Source organism: Promicromonospora sp. NPDC019610 (assembly GCF_044389365.1).
Taxonomy (GTDB): domain Bacteria; phylum Actinomycetota; class Actinomycetes; order Actinomycetales; family Cellulomonadaceae; genus Promicromonospora.
In genome coordinates this window covers 878,608-892,722 of sequence record NZ_JBIRXX010000001.1, presented here as the reverse complement: position 1 = coordinate 892,722, position 14,115 = coordinate 878,608, and the positions used below count along the sequence as shown (strand labels likewise).

Annotated in this window: 14 protein-coding genes; 5 read left to right on the top strand and 9 right to left on the bottom strand. The window is 72.0% G+C overall.

What is annotated here, in order from left to right; all coding sequences use genetic code 11:
- The first annotated feature begins 16 nt into the window (after positions 1–16).
- Positions 17–1,531, top strand: a complete 1,515-nt coding sequence (glpK, locus tag ACH45N_RS03875) for a glycerol kinase GlpK (RefSeq protein ID WP_397391338.1) — start codon at positions 17–19, stop codon at positions 1,529–1,531.
- 74 nt (positions 1,532–1,605) lie between these two features.
- Here the strand turns inward: glpK and ACH45N_RS03870 are convergent, their stop codons facing one another.
- Both ACH45N_RS03870 and ACH45N_RS03865 read right to left on the bottom strand, forming a co-directional pair.
- Positions 1,606–2,199: a TetR/AcrR family transcriptional regulator gene (locus ACH45N_RS03870; RefSeq protein WP_397391336.1), complete on the bottom strand. Its 594-nt coding sequence runs from the start codon at positions 2,197–2,199 to the stop codon at positions 1,606–1,608.
- Entirely contained in the window at positions 2,183–2,890 is a 708-nt protein-coding gene (locus ACH45N_RS03865; RefSeq protein WP_397391334.1) for a hypothetical protein, read from the bottom strand. The genes ACH45N_RS03870 and ACH45N_RS03865 overlap by 17 nt, the downstream gene beginning before the upstream one ends.
- Positions 2,891–2,982: 92 nt before the next feature.
- On the opposite strand from ACH45N_RS03865, the gene ACH45N_RS03860 reads away from it, so the two are divergent.
- A complete protein-coding gene (locus ACH45N_RS03860) occupies positions 2,983–4,284 on the top strand; it encodes an alpha/beta fold hydrolase (protein WP_397391332.1) in 1,302 nt (433 codons plus the stop codon).
- Between the two features lie 88 nt (positions 4,285–4,372).
- Here the strand turns inward: ACH45N_RS03860 and ACH45N_RS03855 are convergent, their stop codons facing one another.
- Both ACH45N_RS03855 and ACH45N_RS03850 read right to left on the bottom strand, forming a co-directional pair.
- Complete coding sequence (locus tag ACH45N_RS03855) at positions 4,373–4,984, bottom strand: hypothetical protein (RefSeq protein WP_397391330.1); 612 nt, start codon at positions 4,982–4,984, stop codon at positions 4,373–4,375.
- Positions 4,985–5,153: 169 nt separating this feature from the next.
- Positions 5,154–6,644 carry a helix-turn-helix domain-containing protein gene (locus ACH45N_RS03850; protein ID WP_397391328.1) on the bottom strand — a complete coding sequence of 497 codons (1,491 nt, stop codon included), beginning with the start codon at positions 6,642–6,644 and terminating at the stop codon, positions 5,154–5,156.
- Positions 6,645–6,832: 188 nt separating this feature from the next.
- On the opposite strand from ACH45N_RS03850, the gene ACH45N_RS03845 reads away from it, so the two are divergent.
- Positions 6,833–8,755 carry a phosphoenolpyruvate carboxykinase (GTP) gene (locus ACH45N_RS03845; protein WP_397391326.1) on the top strand — a complete coding sequence of 641 codons (1,923 nt, stop codon included), beginning with the start codon at positions 6,833–6,835 and terminating at the stop codon, positions 8,753–8,755.
- 154 nt (positions 8,756–8,909) lie between these two features.
- Here ACH45N_RS03845 and trpS read toward each other — a convergent pair whose 3' ends face one another.
- Positions 8,910–10,076: a tryptophan--tRNA ligase gene (gene trpS / locus ACH45N_RS03840; RefSeq protein ID WP_397391324.1), complete on the bottom strand. Its 1,167-nt coding sequence runs from the start codon at positions 10,074–10,076 to the stop codon at positions 8,910–8,912.
- Between the two features lie 275 nt (positions 10,077–10,351).
- Between trpS and ACH45N_RS03835 the strand changes: the two genes are divergently transcribed.
- A complete protein-coding gene (locus ACH45N_RS03835) occupies positions 10,352–10,807 on the top strand; it encodes a tRNA (cytidine(34)-2'-O)-methyltransferase (protein WP_397393789.1) in 456 nt (151 codons plus the stop codon).
- A gap of 225 nt (positions 10,808–11,032) precedes the next feature.
- Positions 11,033–11,911, top strand: coding sequence for an ATP-binding protein (locus ACH45N_RS03830; protein WP_397391322.1), 879 nt, complete (start codon positions 11,033–11,035; stop codon positions 11,909–11,911).
- Between the two features lie 12 nt (positions 11,912–11,923).
- On the opposite strand, the gene ACH45N_RS03825 is transcribed toward ACH45N_RS03830, so the two are convergent.
- The 4 genes from ACH45N_RS03825 to ACH45N_RS03810 form a co-directional block, all read right to left on the bottom strand.
- A complete protein-coding gene (locus tag ACH45N_RS03825; RefSeq protein ID WP_397391320.1) occupies positions 11,924–12,676 on the bottom strand; it encodes a hypothetical protein in 753 nt (250 codons plus the stop codon).
- 43 nt (positions 12,677–12,719) lie between these two features.
- Positions 12,720–13,031, bottom strand: coding sequence for a type II toxin-antitoxin system PemK/MazF family toxin (locus ACH45N_RS03820; protein ID WP_397391318.1), 312 nt, complete (start codon positions 13,029–13,031; stop codon positions 12,720–12,722).
- Between the two features lie 25 nt (positions 13,032–13,056).
- On the bottom strand, positions 13,057–13,278 hold the full coding sequence (locus ACH45N_RS03815; protein WP_357482094.1) for an antitoxin: 222 nt from the start codon (positions 13,276–13,278) through the stop codon (positions 13,057–13,059).
- Between the two features lie 67 nt (positions 13,279–13,345).
- Positions 13,346–14,014, bottom strand: a complete 669-nt coding sequence (locus ACH45N_RS03810; RefSeq protein ID WP_397391316.1) for a ThuA domain-containing protein — start codon at positions 14,012–14,014, stop codon at positions 13,346–13,348.
- Positions 14,015–14,115 lie beyond the last annotated feature (101 nt).

Below are 14,115 nucleotides of genomic sequence, written 5' to 3'. Positions count from 1 at the left end.
AAGGGAGTCAACTCCGATGGCTGACTACGTACTCGCGATCGACCAGGGCACCACGAGCACCCGGGCGATCGTGTTCAACCACGCCGGGACCATCGTGTCCACCGGCCAGATCGAGCACGACCAGATCTTCCCCAAGGCCGGCTGGGTGGAGCACAAGCCGGACCAGATCTGGGACAACACCCGCCAGGTCGTGGGCCTCGCGCTGACCAAGGCGAACCTCAACCACACCGACCTGGCGGCCGTGGGCATCACCAACCAGCGTGAGACCACAGTGGTGTGGGACAAGACGACGGGCAAGCCGGTCTACAACGCGATCGTCTGGCAGGACACGCGCACGCAGGCGATCGTCGACGAGCTCGGCGGGTCCGAGGGCGCCGACAAGTACAAGGCGATCGTCGGCCTGCCGCTCGCCACCTACTTCTCCGGCCCCAAGGTGAAGTGGATCCTCGACAACGTGGAGGGCGCCCGCGAGGCGGCCGACCGCGGTGACCTGCTGTTCGGCAACACGGACGCGTGGGTCCTGTGGAACATGACGGGCGGCGTCGACGGCGGTGTGCACGTCACCGACGTCACGAACGCGTCCCGCACCATGCTCATGGACCTGGACACCCTTTCGTGGCGTGAGGACATCGCGGCAGACATGGGCATCCCGCTCTCCATGCTCCCCGAGATCCGCTCCTCCTCCGAGGTGTACGGCACCGGACGCCCCCGCGGCATGGTGCCCGGCGTGCCCATCGCGGGCATCCTCGGCGACCAGCAGGCCGCGACGTTCGGACAGGCGTGCTTCGAGGTCGGTACGGCCAAGAACACGTACGGCACCGGCAACTTCATGCTGCTCAACACGGGCACGGAGAAGGTGCCGTCGGAGAACGGCCTGCTCACCACGGTCTGCTACAAGATCGGCGGCAACGCGCCGATCTACGCGCTGGAGGGCTCCATCGCCGTCACGGGCTCGCTGGTCCAGTGGCTCCGCGACAACCTGGGCATGTTCACCGACTCCCCCGACGTCGAGTGGCTCGCCCGCAAGGTGGAGGACAACGGCGGCGCGTACTTCGTGCCCGCCTTCTCCGGCCTGTTCGCGCCGTACTGGCGGCCCGACGCGCGCGGGGCGCTGGTGGGTCTGACCCGGTACGTCAACCGGAACCACATCGCCCGGGCCGCGCTGGAGGCCACGGCCTACCAGACCCGCGAGGTCATGGACGCGATGCGGGCGGACTCGGGGGTGGAGCTCACCGAGCTCAAGGTCGACGGCGGCATGGTCTACAACGAGCTGCTCATGCAGTTCCAGGCCGACCAGCTCGGTGTCGACGTAGTGCGGCCCGTCGTCGCGGAGACGACCGCACTCGGCGCCGCGTACGCGGCGGGCATCGCCGTCGGCTTCTGGAAGGGTGAGTCGGACGTCGAGGCCAACTGGGCCGAGGACCGGCGGTGGTCGCCCGACATGGACGCGGGCGAGCGGGACCGGCTGTACCGGAGCTGGAAGAAGGCGGTGACCAAGACCTTCGACTGGGTGGACGCGGACATCGGCTGAGCGCGCGACCACGTGTCAGACGCTCAGGTCCCCCGGGGGGCCTGAGCGTCTGACACGTCCTGGGAGGTGCGGCGTCAGGGCGCCAGGAACCGGCGCGCCGTCTCCACGAGCGTCTCCTTCTCGCCCTCCGCCGTGAACCCCTCGTCGACCGCGACGCGTCCGAGGAACCCGTCGGTCAGGAGGTACAGCCACGAGGTGATCCGGTCCGGGGTCAGGTCCGTCCGGATCTCGCCGGCCCGCTGGGCCCGCTCGACCCAGGGCCGGATCAGGTCGTGCTGTGCCCGCGTGTCCTCGTCGAGCCGCGCCGCGACGTCCGGCAGGTGCATGACGCCGCCCACCGCGCGCACGAACCCGGGCATCCGGGGTTCCGCGGCGTCGTCGGCGCCCTGCCGGACGATGTCGAGCACGACGCCGAGGGCGTCGGTCCGCCCCGCGTACACCGCCTCGGCGTCGCGCACCTCCTGGATGCCGAGCGCCAGGATCGCGAGCAGGAGCTCCAGCTTGGTCGGGAAGTAGTGGAAGAACGTGCCCGACCCGATGCCCGCCTGCCGGCAGATCGCCGCGGTGGTGGCGCCGTCGTAGCCGCGCTCCGCGAAGACGGTGAGCGCCGCGTCGATGATGACCAGCCGGCGCGCCTCGTGCCGCGCGGGGTCAACGGTCCGTGCCACGTGCGTCCTCGGTCGCGGCCGCGCGGCGCACCTGGATCCGGTTGTCCCGGACGCGCGCCACGAGGCCGAGCGCGGCCAGGTCCGCGTCCGCCTGGCGGCGGGCGGCGGCGTCCTTGCGCTCCTCCAGCCGACGGCGGAGCGCCTCGTGCTCCGCGGCCGTGAAGCCCGGCCGGCCGTCCACCCAGCGCTCGTACTGCTGCTCGTGCGGGTCGGCGTCGTGCCAGGGCCAGCCGTGCCGGGTCAGCGCCTCCTGCACCTGCGCGGCCGAGAGGGTGTCGGTGTCGAGGCGGGCACGCAGGCCGCCGTCGGGCCGCAGCAGCACCAGGTCCTCCTTGTCGCGGAACGCCGCGCCGACGGCGGACCGCTCGACCCACATCTCGCGCTCCTCCTGCCGGTGCTCGAGGTGGTCGTCCGCGACGGTGAGCTGCGGCGCCTCACCCACGGTGACGAAGGCGACGAAGGCGCCGCCCACGAGGCCGAGCCCGCCCAGGATGCCGAGCGTCCAGGGCAGGGGCAGCGACTCGATCAGCGTGAGCAGCCGCGGCACGGGCAGCGGCGTCGCGCCGATCAGGCCGGCGATGCCGCCCGCCAGCGGCGCGGCGAACCAGCCGAGCAGGAGGCCGAGCGCGAGCACGGCCAGGCCGAGCACGGTGGGGAGCGCGGGCGGCTGGCGTACCTCGGTGGTCGTCATGGTCCCATTATCAGAGCAGCCACTCCATTAATGCAACGAATATCGCGACCGGGGCACTGCCGTGTCCCGGCGTGCGGTCGTAGGCTCGGCCCGTGCCCATCAGCTACACGCTTCCCGGTGTCCATGTCACCGACCACTCCGTCGACGTCCCGCTCGACTGGTCCCAGCCCGACGGGTCCCCCTCGATCTCCGTGTTCGCGCGCGAGCTCGTCGACCCCACGCGCCGCACCGAGGACCTGCCGCTCCTCGTCTTCCTCCAGGGCGGCCCCGGCGGCAAGGGTCCCCGCCCCACCGGCCCGGACGGCTGGGTGGGCGCGGCGCTCGAGCGGTTCCGCGTGGTGCTCCTCGACCAGCGCGGCACCGGGCGCTCCAGCGCCGTCCGCGCGGAGGCGCTGAACGCCCTCGGCACCCCCGCGGAGCAGGCGGAGTACCTGACGCACTTCCGCGCCGACAACATCGTGCGCGACGCCGAGCACATCCGGACGACGCTCTTCGGCGGCCGGCGCTGGACCTCGCTGGGCCAGTCGTACGGCGGCTTCATCACCATGACATACCTGTCGTTCGCACCCGAGGGCCTCAACGCGAGCCTCGTGACCGGCGGCCTGCCGGGCCTGACGGCGTCGGCCCGGGAGGTCTACGAGCGCACCCAGCCGCGCGTGGTGGCCAAGAACGAGCGGTTCCGCGCGCGGTACCCGCACGTCGCCAAGACCCTCGGGCGCATCGCCGACCGGCTCGCGGCCGGCGGCGTGACGGAGCCCGGCGGCGACCCCCTCACCGTGCGGCGGTTCCAGACGCTCGGCATGGACTTCGGCATGCAGCCCGGGTTCGAGCGCGTGCACTGGATCGTCGACGAGGCGTTCGACTCCCCGCACGGGGGCCCGCTCAGCGACACGTTCCGCGCCACGGTCGCGGCCGAGACGTCGTTCGCGACGAACCCGCTGTACGCCCTGCTCCACGAGTCGATCTACGCCCAGTCCCACACCGGCCCCACCGCGTGGGCGGCCCAGTCCGTGCGCGATGCCGACCCCGCGTTCGGCGAGGACGCCCGGCCGCTGCTGCTGACCGGCGAGATGATCTACCCCTGGATGTTCTCCGAGATCAGCGCCCTGCGGCCGTTCGAGGCCGCGGCCGACGCCCTCGCCCAGCGGCAGGACTGGGGCGACCTGTACGACCTGCACCGGCTCGCGGACAACGAGATCCCGGTCGAGGCCGCCGTGTACTTCGACGACATGTTCGTGGACTCGTCCCTCTCGCTGGAGACCGCGGCGCACGTGGGCAACGTCGAGCCGTGGGTCACCAACGAGTTCGAGCACGACGGGCTGCGGCTGGGCGACGTCCTGCCGAAGCTGCTGGACCGCCTGGACGCCCGGGGCGGCCCGCTCCCTGCCGAGTAGCTCCCCTTCGAGGCCCGGGTTTCTTCGCTTTCAGCCGCCGCAGAGCGAAGAAACCCGGGCCTCAAAGAGGAGGTGCGTCCCGCAGGAGTCAGCGCAGCTCCGGCAGTGACGCCACCACGTACCCGTCCACCTCGACGACGTCGCCGACGGTGAGCGCCGGCCGACCGGCCGGGTGGCAGAGGGTCACCTGGAAGCCGTCGGTCTGCACGCGCGCGGCGGTGAAGTCCTGGCCGGTGCGGGAGACAGAGCGCTGCTCGATCGCGAGCACCACGCCGGTCAGGTGCGCGACGGCGTCGGTCGACGCGGCGTACGCGCCGGTGGGCTCGAAGACCAGGCCGGACACGGCGGCGTCGGCCCGCCCGATCACCTGGACGGAGTTGCCGAGCACCACGATCGACGCCGGGCCCGTGACGGGGGCCTCCGCGGAGCCCAGCAGGGCGAGCTCCTCGAGCTGGCAGGCGATCTCGGTGATGACCTCGTCGTGCTGGTTCACGAGCTCGGCGAGCACCAGGCCGCCGTCGACCGCCTGCGGCTCGGAGAGGATGGCGCCGGGCGCGGCGTAGAACGTGGGCGTGACGACCCGCACGAGGTCGCCCTCCGTGGTGATGATCAGGCGGGCACCGGACGCGTCGGTCCAGATGTGCACGCCGACCTCGCCGTCCTTGGCGATGGTCTCCGCCTCGGCGCGTGCCGAGGCCACCAGGTCGCGAAATTCGCTCCGTCGCCAGACGTCCAGTCCGATGCAAGCCAGGTTCGATGCCACGGTCGCCTACGCTAACCCGACGCCGCGCCAGGGTCCTGACGGGAAGGTCATACGTGCGTGTCGGACGCACGGGCCACCCGAGGGACCCGTACGTCCGACACGGGGGTCAGTCCGGGGCGTGCTTGTCCAGGAACGCGTACACCTCGGCGTCGTCCACGCCGGGGAACGCACCCCGCGGCAGGGCCGCGAGGATCTGCTGGTGCATGCGCCCCGACGGCCAGGCCTCGCCCGACCAACGCTCGGTGAGCTCCGGCGACGGGCGCTGGCAGCAGGCCGGGTCCGGGCAGGTCGAGACGCGGCGCACCTGGGTGTCCCGCCCCCGGAACCACTTGGCGTGCGCGTACGGCACGCCCACGGTGATCGAGAAGGCGCCCGAGCCGCCGTCGGGTCCGCCCGCGGGCGACGTCGACCCGGTCTGGGTGGAGCACCAGAACGTCCCGGCCGGGGTGTCGGTGTACTGGTAGAACTCGGTGGCGCGGTCACGGCGCTCGAACGCCTCGCGCGCCGCCCAGCGCCGGCAGATGAGCTGCCCCTCGATGGCGCCCGTGACGTCCTGCGGGAACGGCAGGCCGTCGTTCGCGTAGCCCCGGAACAGCGCGCCGTCGGCCCCCACGCGCAGGAAGTGCAGCGGGATGCCGAGGTGGTGCGTCGCGAGGTTGGTGAGGCGCATCGCCGCCGCCTCGTGCGTGATGCCGAAGGCGTCGCGGAAGTCCTCGACCGCGAGGTCGTGCTCCCGCTTGCGCTCCTGGAGGAACGGCACGGCCACGAACTGCGGCACCAGGCACGCGGCGGCGAAGTACGTGATCTCGACGCGCTGCCGCAGGAACTCGCCGTAGGACCGAGGCCGGTCGTGCTCCAGCACGCGGTGCGCCAGCGCCTGCAGCGCGAGCGAGCGCAGGCCGTGCCCGCCCGGGGTCGACGCCGGGGGCAGGTAGATGCGCCCGTTGCGCAGGTCCGTCACCGACCGGGCGGACCGGGGCAGGTCGCCCACGTGCAGCAGCGTGAAGCCCATCTGCTCCGCCATCCGCGCCACGGTGCGGTGCGTCAGCGCGCCGCCCGTGTACCCGGCGGCCTTGACCATCTGCTCGGCGACGGCCTCGAACTGCGGGTAGTGGTTGTCGCGGGCCTCCCGCTCCAGGCGCAGCTCCGTGTTGGCCCGCCGCGCCTCCTCGGGCGTGGCGATGGCCATCTGCTCGCGCCGGGCCAGCTCGTCGTGCAGGCCCACGAGCTGCTCCAGGACCGGCATCGGCAGCTTCTGGCTCGGCTTGACCGCGGGCACGCCCAGGGTGGTGAACAGCTGGCCGCGCTGCGCCCGGTCGAGCGCGATCTCCAGGGCCGCTCGGCGCGACGGCGGCTCGGCGCTGAGCAGCTCGCCCATCGGCACGCCGAGCGCCTCCGCGATCGACCGCAGGAGCCCGAGCCGCGGTTCGCGCCGGCCGTTCTCCACGAGCGACAGCAGGCTCGGCGCCGAGCCCACCTTCTCGCCGAGCGCGTCCAGCGTGAGCCCCTGCGCGGTGCGCAGGTGCCGGATCCGGCGGCCCAGGGTGATCAGGTCCGTCTCGCCGCCCGACGACGTCGGCTCGCCTCCGGCAGGCATGTCGCCCTCCGATCGTGGTCGCTTCACCCGGTCCGCTGCCCGGGACGGGCCAGCAGGAACCCGCTCCTTCACACTACGTGAAGATCGGCGATTCTTGACAGCTCGTGGGCTGGAATTCGGGGCGATCCGCACGTGAGGGTGGAAACAAGCCCGCCACCGTGGCCCGCAGTCTGACGATCGGAGCGCACATGTCCGTCCTCGCGAACCCCCGCCGAACCCGGCTCGTCGCCGAGCTCGTGGCCGACGTGACCATCGGTCAGGACTCCACCACGGCAGACACCTCGGCGTCCACGGCCGCGAACGGCATCCCCGCCGCCGGAGACCTGGACGTGCGCGACTGGGTCGCCCGCGTCGCCGAGCTCACCCAGCCGGACGAGATCGTCTGGTGCGACGGCTCCGCCGACGAGAAGCAGCGCCTCATCGACCAGATGCTTGCCGCCGGCACGCTCGTCGCGCTCAACCAGGAGAAGCGCCCGGGCTCGTACCTGGCGCGCTCCAACCCGGCCGACGTCGCCCGCGTCGAGTCGCGCACCTTCATCTGCTCGCAGGACGAGGAGGACGCCGGCCCCACGAACAACTGGGTGGCGCCCGCCGACATGCGGACCGAGCTGAAAGGCGTCTTCGAGGGCTCGATGAAGGGCCGCACCATGTACGTGGTGCCCTTCTCGATGGGCCCCGTGGGCGGCCCCATCTCCCAGGTGGGCATCGAGCTCACCGACTCGCCCTACGTCGTCGTCTCCATGCACGTCATGACGCGCGTCTCGGACGAGATCCTGCGCCTGATCGACGCCGGCCAGCAGTGGGTCCCCGCCGTGCACTCCGTGGGCGCGCCCCTGGCCGAGGGCGAGGCGGACGTGCCCTGGCCGTGCAGCGACACCAAGTACATCGTGCACTTCCCGGAGAGCCGCGAGATCTGGTCGTACGGCTCCGGCTACGGCGGCAACGCGCTGCTCGGCAAGAAGTGCTTCGCGCTGCGGATCGCCTCGGCGATGGCGCGCGACGAGGGCTGGCTCGCCGAGCACATGCTGCTGATCCGCATCACCTCGCCCGAGCAGCGCCAGTACCACCTGGCCGCCGCCTTCCCGAGCGCCTGCGGCAAGACGAACCTGGCGATGCTGCAGCCCACCATCCCGGGCTGGAAGGTCGAGACCCTCGGCGACGACATCGTGTGGATGCGCCCCGGCCCGGACGGGACGCTGCGCGCCATCAACCCCGAGGCCGGCTTCTTCGGCGTCGCGCCCGGCACCGGTGTCGACACCAACCCGACCGCCGTCGCGACGTTCGACCGCGACACCATCTTCACGAACGTCGCGCTGACCGACGACGGCGACGTCTGGTGGGAGGGCCTCACGGCCGAGCCGCCGGCGCACCTGACCGACTGGCAGGGCAACGACTGGACGCCGGACTCCGAGACCCCCGCGGCGCACCCGAACTCCCGCTTCACCGTGTCCGCCGCACAGTGCCCGACCATCGCGGACACCTGGGAGGACCCGGCGGGCGTTCCGGTCGACGCGATCGTCTTCGGCGGCCGCCGCGCCAGCAACGTGCCGCTCGTGGCGGAGTCGTTCGGCTGGGAGCACGGCGTGTTCATGGGCGCCACCATCTCCTCCGAGCGCACGGCCGCCGCCGAGGGCGCGCTCGGCGAGCTGCGCCGCGACCCCTTCGCGATGCTCCCGTTCTGCGGCTACAACATGGCGGACCACTGGGCGCACTGGCTGGAGGTCGGCGCGGGCATCGAGGAGTCGAAGCGCCCGCGGATCTTCCAGGTCAACTGGTTCCGCCGCGGCGAGGACGGCCGCTTCCTGTGGCCCGGGTTCGGCGAGAACTCGCGCGTGATCGAGTGGATCGTGGGCCAGGTCGAGGCCGCCCGCGGCCTGCGCGAGGACACCTCCGTGGCCACGCCCGTGGGCAGCCTGCCCGCGCCCGGCACGCTGAACCTGGACGGCATCGACGTGCCGGACGCCGACCTGGCCGCGCTCTTCGACGTGCCGACCGCCCCGTGGCAGGCCGAGGCCGACCTGACCGAGGAGTTCTTCGACCGGTTCGGCGACCACACGCCGGCGGCGCTCCGCGCCCAGCTCGACGCCCTGCGGGAGCGTCTGGCCCGATGATCTCGGGCGGCTGACGGCGCGACCTTCTCGGGTGGCTACCCGTCGCGCCGTCGGCCGTCCGAACAGATTTCCCCGGCCGGGTTATTGAGGCATCCCGGCCGGGGATCTTCTTTGTCCACAGGCCTGTGGACCCAGCCTGGGCGGACGCGCCCGGTCAGTAGCGCATCCCCATCAGCCCGCGGACGTCGTCCAGCGTGCGGTCCGCGATCTCGTTCGCCCGTGCGTTGCCCCGCGCGAGCACCTCGTCGAGGTACCGCGGGCCGGCGGAGGCGAGCTCCCGGCGTCGGGCACGGAGCGGACGCAGACCCTCCACGACCGCCTCGGTGACCACCGCCTTGAGGCGCCCCGCGCCCGCCGCACCCACCTCGTCGGCGAGCGCCTCGGGCGACGTCCCGGTGAAGTACGCACCGATCTGGAGCAGGTTGGCGATCTCCGGCCGACGCTCCGGCTCGTAGGTGATGGTGCGCTCCGCGTCGGTCCGGGCACGCCGGAAGAACGTCGCCGTGTCGTCCTCCGAGGCCCGCAGCTCCAGCGCGTTGCCCCGCGACTTGGACATCCGGCGGCCGTCGCTGCCGAGCACGGTGGTGGAGGGCGCGATGAGCGCATCCGGCTCGGGGAAGTACGGGCGCGCGGCCGAGTACCGCTGGTTGAACCGCCGCGCCACGGTCCGGGTGATCTCCAGGTGCGGGAGCTGGTCCACGCCGACCGGCACGAGATTGCCGTGGCAGAACAGGATGTCGGCGGCCTGGTGCACCGGGTAGGTGAGCAGCAGGCCCGAGATGCCCCGCTTCTGCCGCAGCAGGGCTGCCTCCGCCTCGGACTTCACCGTGGGGTTGCGCTCCAGCTCGGCCACCGTGACCAGCGACAGGAACGGCAGCAGGAGCTGGTTCAGCGCGGGCACCGCCGAGTGCGTGAAGACCGTGCTGCGCTCCGGGTCCAGGCCCGCCGCGAGGTAGTCGAGCACCACCTCGCGGACGGTGGCGGGCAGGTCGCCGGCGTCGTCCCGGTCGGTGATGACCTGGTAGTCGGCGACGATGAGGAACACCTCGACGCCCAGGTCCTGCAGGCGCACGCGGTTCGCGACGGTGCCCAGCAGGTGCCCCAGGTGCAGGGCCCCGGTGGGGCGGTCGCCGGTCAGCACGCGGTACTCCCCCGGGTTCCGGGCGATCCGGCCCTCCAGCACGGTGGTGCGCTCGCGCGCCGCGACGGCCGAACGGGTGGTGGCACGCTTCTCGCGGGCGGCGCCGAGGTCGTGCAGGGTGGCGGTGTCGTGCGGGGCGGACGACGTCGGGGCCGCCTCGGGCGGCAGGGTCATGGACATGATGGGTCTCCTGGGTCAGGGAGCCGCCCGCGCACGACGTCGGGCACAGAAGAGTCCCGGGCTGCGGCGAGCAGCTCGGGACTTCTGTGCGGGTGGGCGCGTCAGGTCACGGCTGCGGGTGCAGCCGCCACCAGTTGAGCCCGTGCGTCATGTGGCCAGGGTAGGCGGGGGCGCCCGGCGGCGGCAAGGACGACGCCCCGCCGTCCGGCAGCGAGAATGGTCCCGTGCCGCACCCGTCTGACGCCCCCGCCCCGCCCGAGAACCCCCTCGCCCACATCGTCTACTTCGAGCCCCGCATCCCCGGGAACACCGGGTCCGCGATCCGGCTCGCCGCCGTCACGGGCGCGCGGCTGCACCTCGTGGAGCCGCTGGGCTTCGACCTCTCGGAGGCCAAGCTGAAGCGCGCCGGCCTCGACTACCACGACCTCGCCGTGATGGACGTGCACCCGTCGCTCGACGCCGCCCTCGACGCGCTGCCGGAGGCGCGGGTGTTCGCGTTCACGACCCGCGCGACCACACGATTCACCGACGTCGAGTACCGGCCGGGCGACGTGCTGCTCTTCGGCCCGGAACCCACGGGCCTGCCGCCCGAGGCCCTGAAGCACCCCCGGGTCACCGACGAGCTGCGCATCCCGATGCTTCCCGGCCGCCGGTCGCTCAACCTGACCAACGCGGCGTCGATCGCGGTCTACGAGGTGTGGCGCCAGGCGGGATTCACCGAGGGGGCGTGAGGTCCGGCTACGCCCGCACCACCAGCACCCGGCCCGGGAACTGGGAGTCCCTGCCCTCCCAGCACCTCGAGCGCTCGCAGAAGTGATATCGAGAATCTCGCAGAAGTGATATCAGACGCGCGTGCACTCCCGGGTCAGTTCATCCTGACCGGCTCGGCCACACCCGCTGATGACATCACCCGCCACAGCGGCGCTGGTCGCTTCCTCCGGGTAACCCTCCGTCCCATGACGCTGGCCGAGAGCGGCGAAAGCATAGAAGCTTTCACCCTCGCCGACCTGTTCGACAACGCAAAGATCGGCGGGGTCGGTGGTCCCACCGTCGAGGAGTACACCGACCTTCTGGTGCGTGGCGGCTGGCCCGCCCTCGTCGCCCAACCCAGCCGTTCGGCCCGGGAATACCTCAGCAGCTATCTCGACGACGTCGCTCGTGTCGACCTGCCCCATGCCGACCTTCGAGCCGATCCGATGCGCATGCGTGCCCTCATCCGCGCACTGGCACGCAACGTCTCCACAGAGATATCCGCATCGAAACTGAGCAGAGAGTCCGAGATCGGAGACTCGGACACCGAGGTCTCTGCCCAGACAGTCCGCAAGTACCTCGATGCCCTGACTCGGGTCTTCGTCGTCGAGGAACAACCAGCGTGGGCAACGCACCTCCGCTCCAAGGTCCGCCTACGCACTCAGCCCAAGTGGCACTTCATCGACCCGTCGCTCGCAGCGGCCGCGATGGGGGCAGGCCGGGAAGCGCTTCTCAATGACCTGAACACCCTGGGCTTGTTGTTCGAGTCGCTGTGCATCCGGGACCTGCGGGTCTACGCCGAGCAACTCGCTGGCTCCGTGTACCACTACCGCGATGAGGTCGGCCTGGAGGTCGATGCAATCGTCGAGCTCCACGACGGTCGCTGGGCTGCATTCGAGGTCAAGATGGGCGGCGCCAAGAACCTCGAGCTCGCCGCCCGCAACCTGAAGGCTCTCGAGACCAAGGTTTCCGAGAAGCGCTCGAGCCAGCTCGCATCACTCAACATCCTCACAGCCGGCAACACCAGCTACACGCGCCCCGACGGCGTCAACGTCGTCGCGCTCGGACACCTCGGCGCCGACTGACGCGCGAATGACCTACGCCCGCACCACCAGCACCCGGCCCGGGGCCAGCTCGTACCGCCCAGGCACGACGCCCGGGCTCGACGGTCCCGACTGCGCGACCACGGTCACGGGAGGCTCGCCCACCACGCGGTCCGACGTCGGGAACCAGGTGCGGCCCACGCTGACCAGGATGAGCATGCCGTCGATGTGCCCGGCCGGGCTGAACGTCGCCGACCCGCTCGGGTAGCGGCCGATCCCGGCGTCGGCGAGCCGGTCGGCGGTGCCCACGACGTCGGGCACGGCGATGCCCACCTCGCTCACGGACAGCAGGTCGCCCGGCCCGAACGGCGCCGACGGGCTGGGCTGGGTGCCGGGCACGGGCGGGCTCGAGGCCTTCGCCCCCGCACCGCCCCCGGCACCCAGGTCTCGGGGGAGATCACGGCGCGCGATGACCTCCAGGACGGAGCGGTCCGGCCCGGGGAAGTACAGCGACCGCGCGTTCCAGGCGTCCTGCGCCTCGAACTCCGTGCGCTCGCCGTCGCTCAGCAGACCGGGTCCCGCCGCCAGGAAGGCGCGGGCGGCGTCGAACCGGGCGTCGTCGACCAGGAAGGCGTAGTGCTGGTCGCCCGCGGCGTCGGCGTCCTCGTGGAAGCGCAGGACCGTGCGGCCGACGGTGACCTCGACCGCGCCGATCTCCTTGCTGACCGGCAGGCCGAGGACCGACTCGTAGTACGCGGCGGTCTCCGCGGTCGAGCGGGTCACCGTGTCGACGCTGAGGATCTCCATGCGGCCCAGCCAACAACCTCAACAACGGTTGAGGTCAAGCGGGTCAGGAGATCCCGAGGTGCACCAGCAGGGCGTCGTCGAGCGCCGCCGACTCCTCGGAGGACAGCTTGCCGACACGGTTGACCAGGCGCCCCATGTCGACCGCCCGCACCTGCTCCGCCTGCGCCTTGGAGTCGACCGCGAGCCCGGAGCCCCGCTTCGAGACGAGCACCTGGAACGAGAGCACGCGCTTCACCTTGCTCGTCAGCGGCACGACGGTCAGGACGCCACGGCCCAGCCGACGGGCCGCCGCGTTGTAGGCGTCGTTCGACACGATGACGACGGGCCGGACCTTGTTCGCCTCGGAACCGCGCACCGGGTCAAGATCCGCGTACCAGACCTCACCGCGATACATCGGACTCGAGGCCGTCGGCGACCGTCACGTCCCAGACCTCGGCCTCACCCGAGTCGTACCACTCCGAGATCGCCTGCTCGGCCTCCAGCGTGAGCGCCATCTGCCGCAGGGCGCCGATCGCCTCGTGGACACCGGCGGACCGCGAGCCGAGCCCGTTGTCCACCACGTAGTCGTCCAGGAACCGCAGGTCCTGTTCCGGAATGCTCACACTCACCTTCATACCCTTGATCCTACCCTGGGGGGCAACTCCTGGACCAGAGGTAGCACTGCCCGTGCTACGCCAGCAGCCAGGAGGCGGCGCGGCGCAGGAGCTCCTGGTGCCCCTCCGAGGCGAACGACCGGACGTCGTGGCCCAGCCCCGAGAACACGCTGCGGCCGCCGTGCGCCTCGTTGATCCACAGGACCGGGTGCGGGGCGCCGTCGTCGTCCAGGGTGGTGCCGAGCACGCGCGTGCCCGAGGCGACACGGAGCCGGCAGTACCGCTCGTCGAATGCCTCGACCACGCTCAGGCCCTCGGTCATCGGGTGGCCGATCGTCAGCTCGAAGCGGGCGGTACCGATCGGCGGGTGCATCGACTCGCCGGGGACCCAGCGGCCGCCCAGCACCGCCTCCCAGTCGGGCGCGTCGTAGAAGGTGTTCGCGGCCTGGTGCAGCCCGAGCACCGCGCCCCCGGCCCGCGCCCAGCCGGCCAGCCGGTCATGGAAGCCGCGCCAGTCGTCGTCGGACCCGTCGAAGTCTGCGTCCCGGCGGCCCGTGCCGCCGTTGACGACCAGCAGGTCCACGGAGTCCAGGTCGTCCAGCGCGTCGCGGAACAGCCCGCGCACCTCGACCGCGCCCAGCTCGCCGAGCACCCCGGCCGCCACGTGCGACGTCGCCGCGTGGTCGTGCCAGGGGTCCTCGTAGCGTCCACGGCCGGAGAGGATCAGGATGCGGCGTTGCGTCATGAGCCCGATCCTGCCACCTGCCCGGCGGGCGCCTTGCCCGGCGGCGCCGCGTGCGCGGCGGGCGTCGAACGTAGGGTTGGTCGCGCGAACAGCGCTCTTGG

Bases quoted from the DNA above. Each gene is read 5' to 3' on its own strand.
- ACH45N_RS03825 (WP_397391320.1), bottom strand. From the start codon at position 12,676: ATGGAGATCCTCAGCGTCGACACGGTGACCCGCTCGACCGCGGAGACC.
- ACH45N_RS03850 (WP_397391328.1), bottom strand. From the start codon at position 6,644: ATGCCTGCCGGAGGCGAGCCGACGTCGTCGGGCGGCGAGACGGACCTG.
- ACH45N_RS03830 (WP_397391322.1), top strand. From the start codon at position 11,033: ATGACGCTGGCCGAGAGCGGCGAAAGCATAGAAGCTTTCACCCTCGCC.
- ACH45N_RS03810 (WP_397391316.1), bottom strand. From the start codon at position 14,014: ATGACGCAACGCCGCATCCTGATCCTCTCCGGCCGTGGACGCTACGAG.
- glpK (WP_397391338.1), top strand. From the start codon at position 17: ATGGCTGACTACGTACTCGCGATCGACCAGGGCACCACGAGCACCCGG.
- trpS (WP_397391324.1), bottom strand. From the start codon at position 10,076: ATGTCCATGACCCTGCCGCCCGAGGCGGCCCCGACGTCGTCCGCCCCG.
- ACH45N_RS03865 (WP_397391334.1), bottom strand. From the start codon at position 2,890: ATGACGACCACCGAGGTACGCCAGCCGCCCGCGCTCCCCACCGTGCTC.
- ACH45N_RS03845 (WP_397391326.1), top strand. From the start codon at position 6,833: ATGTCCGTCCTCGCGAACCCCCGCCGAACCCGGCTCGTCGCCGAGCTC.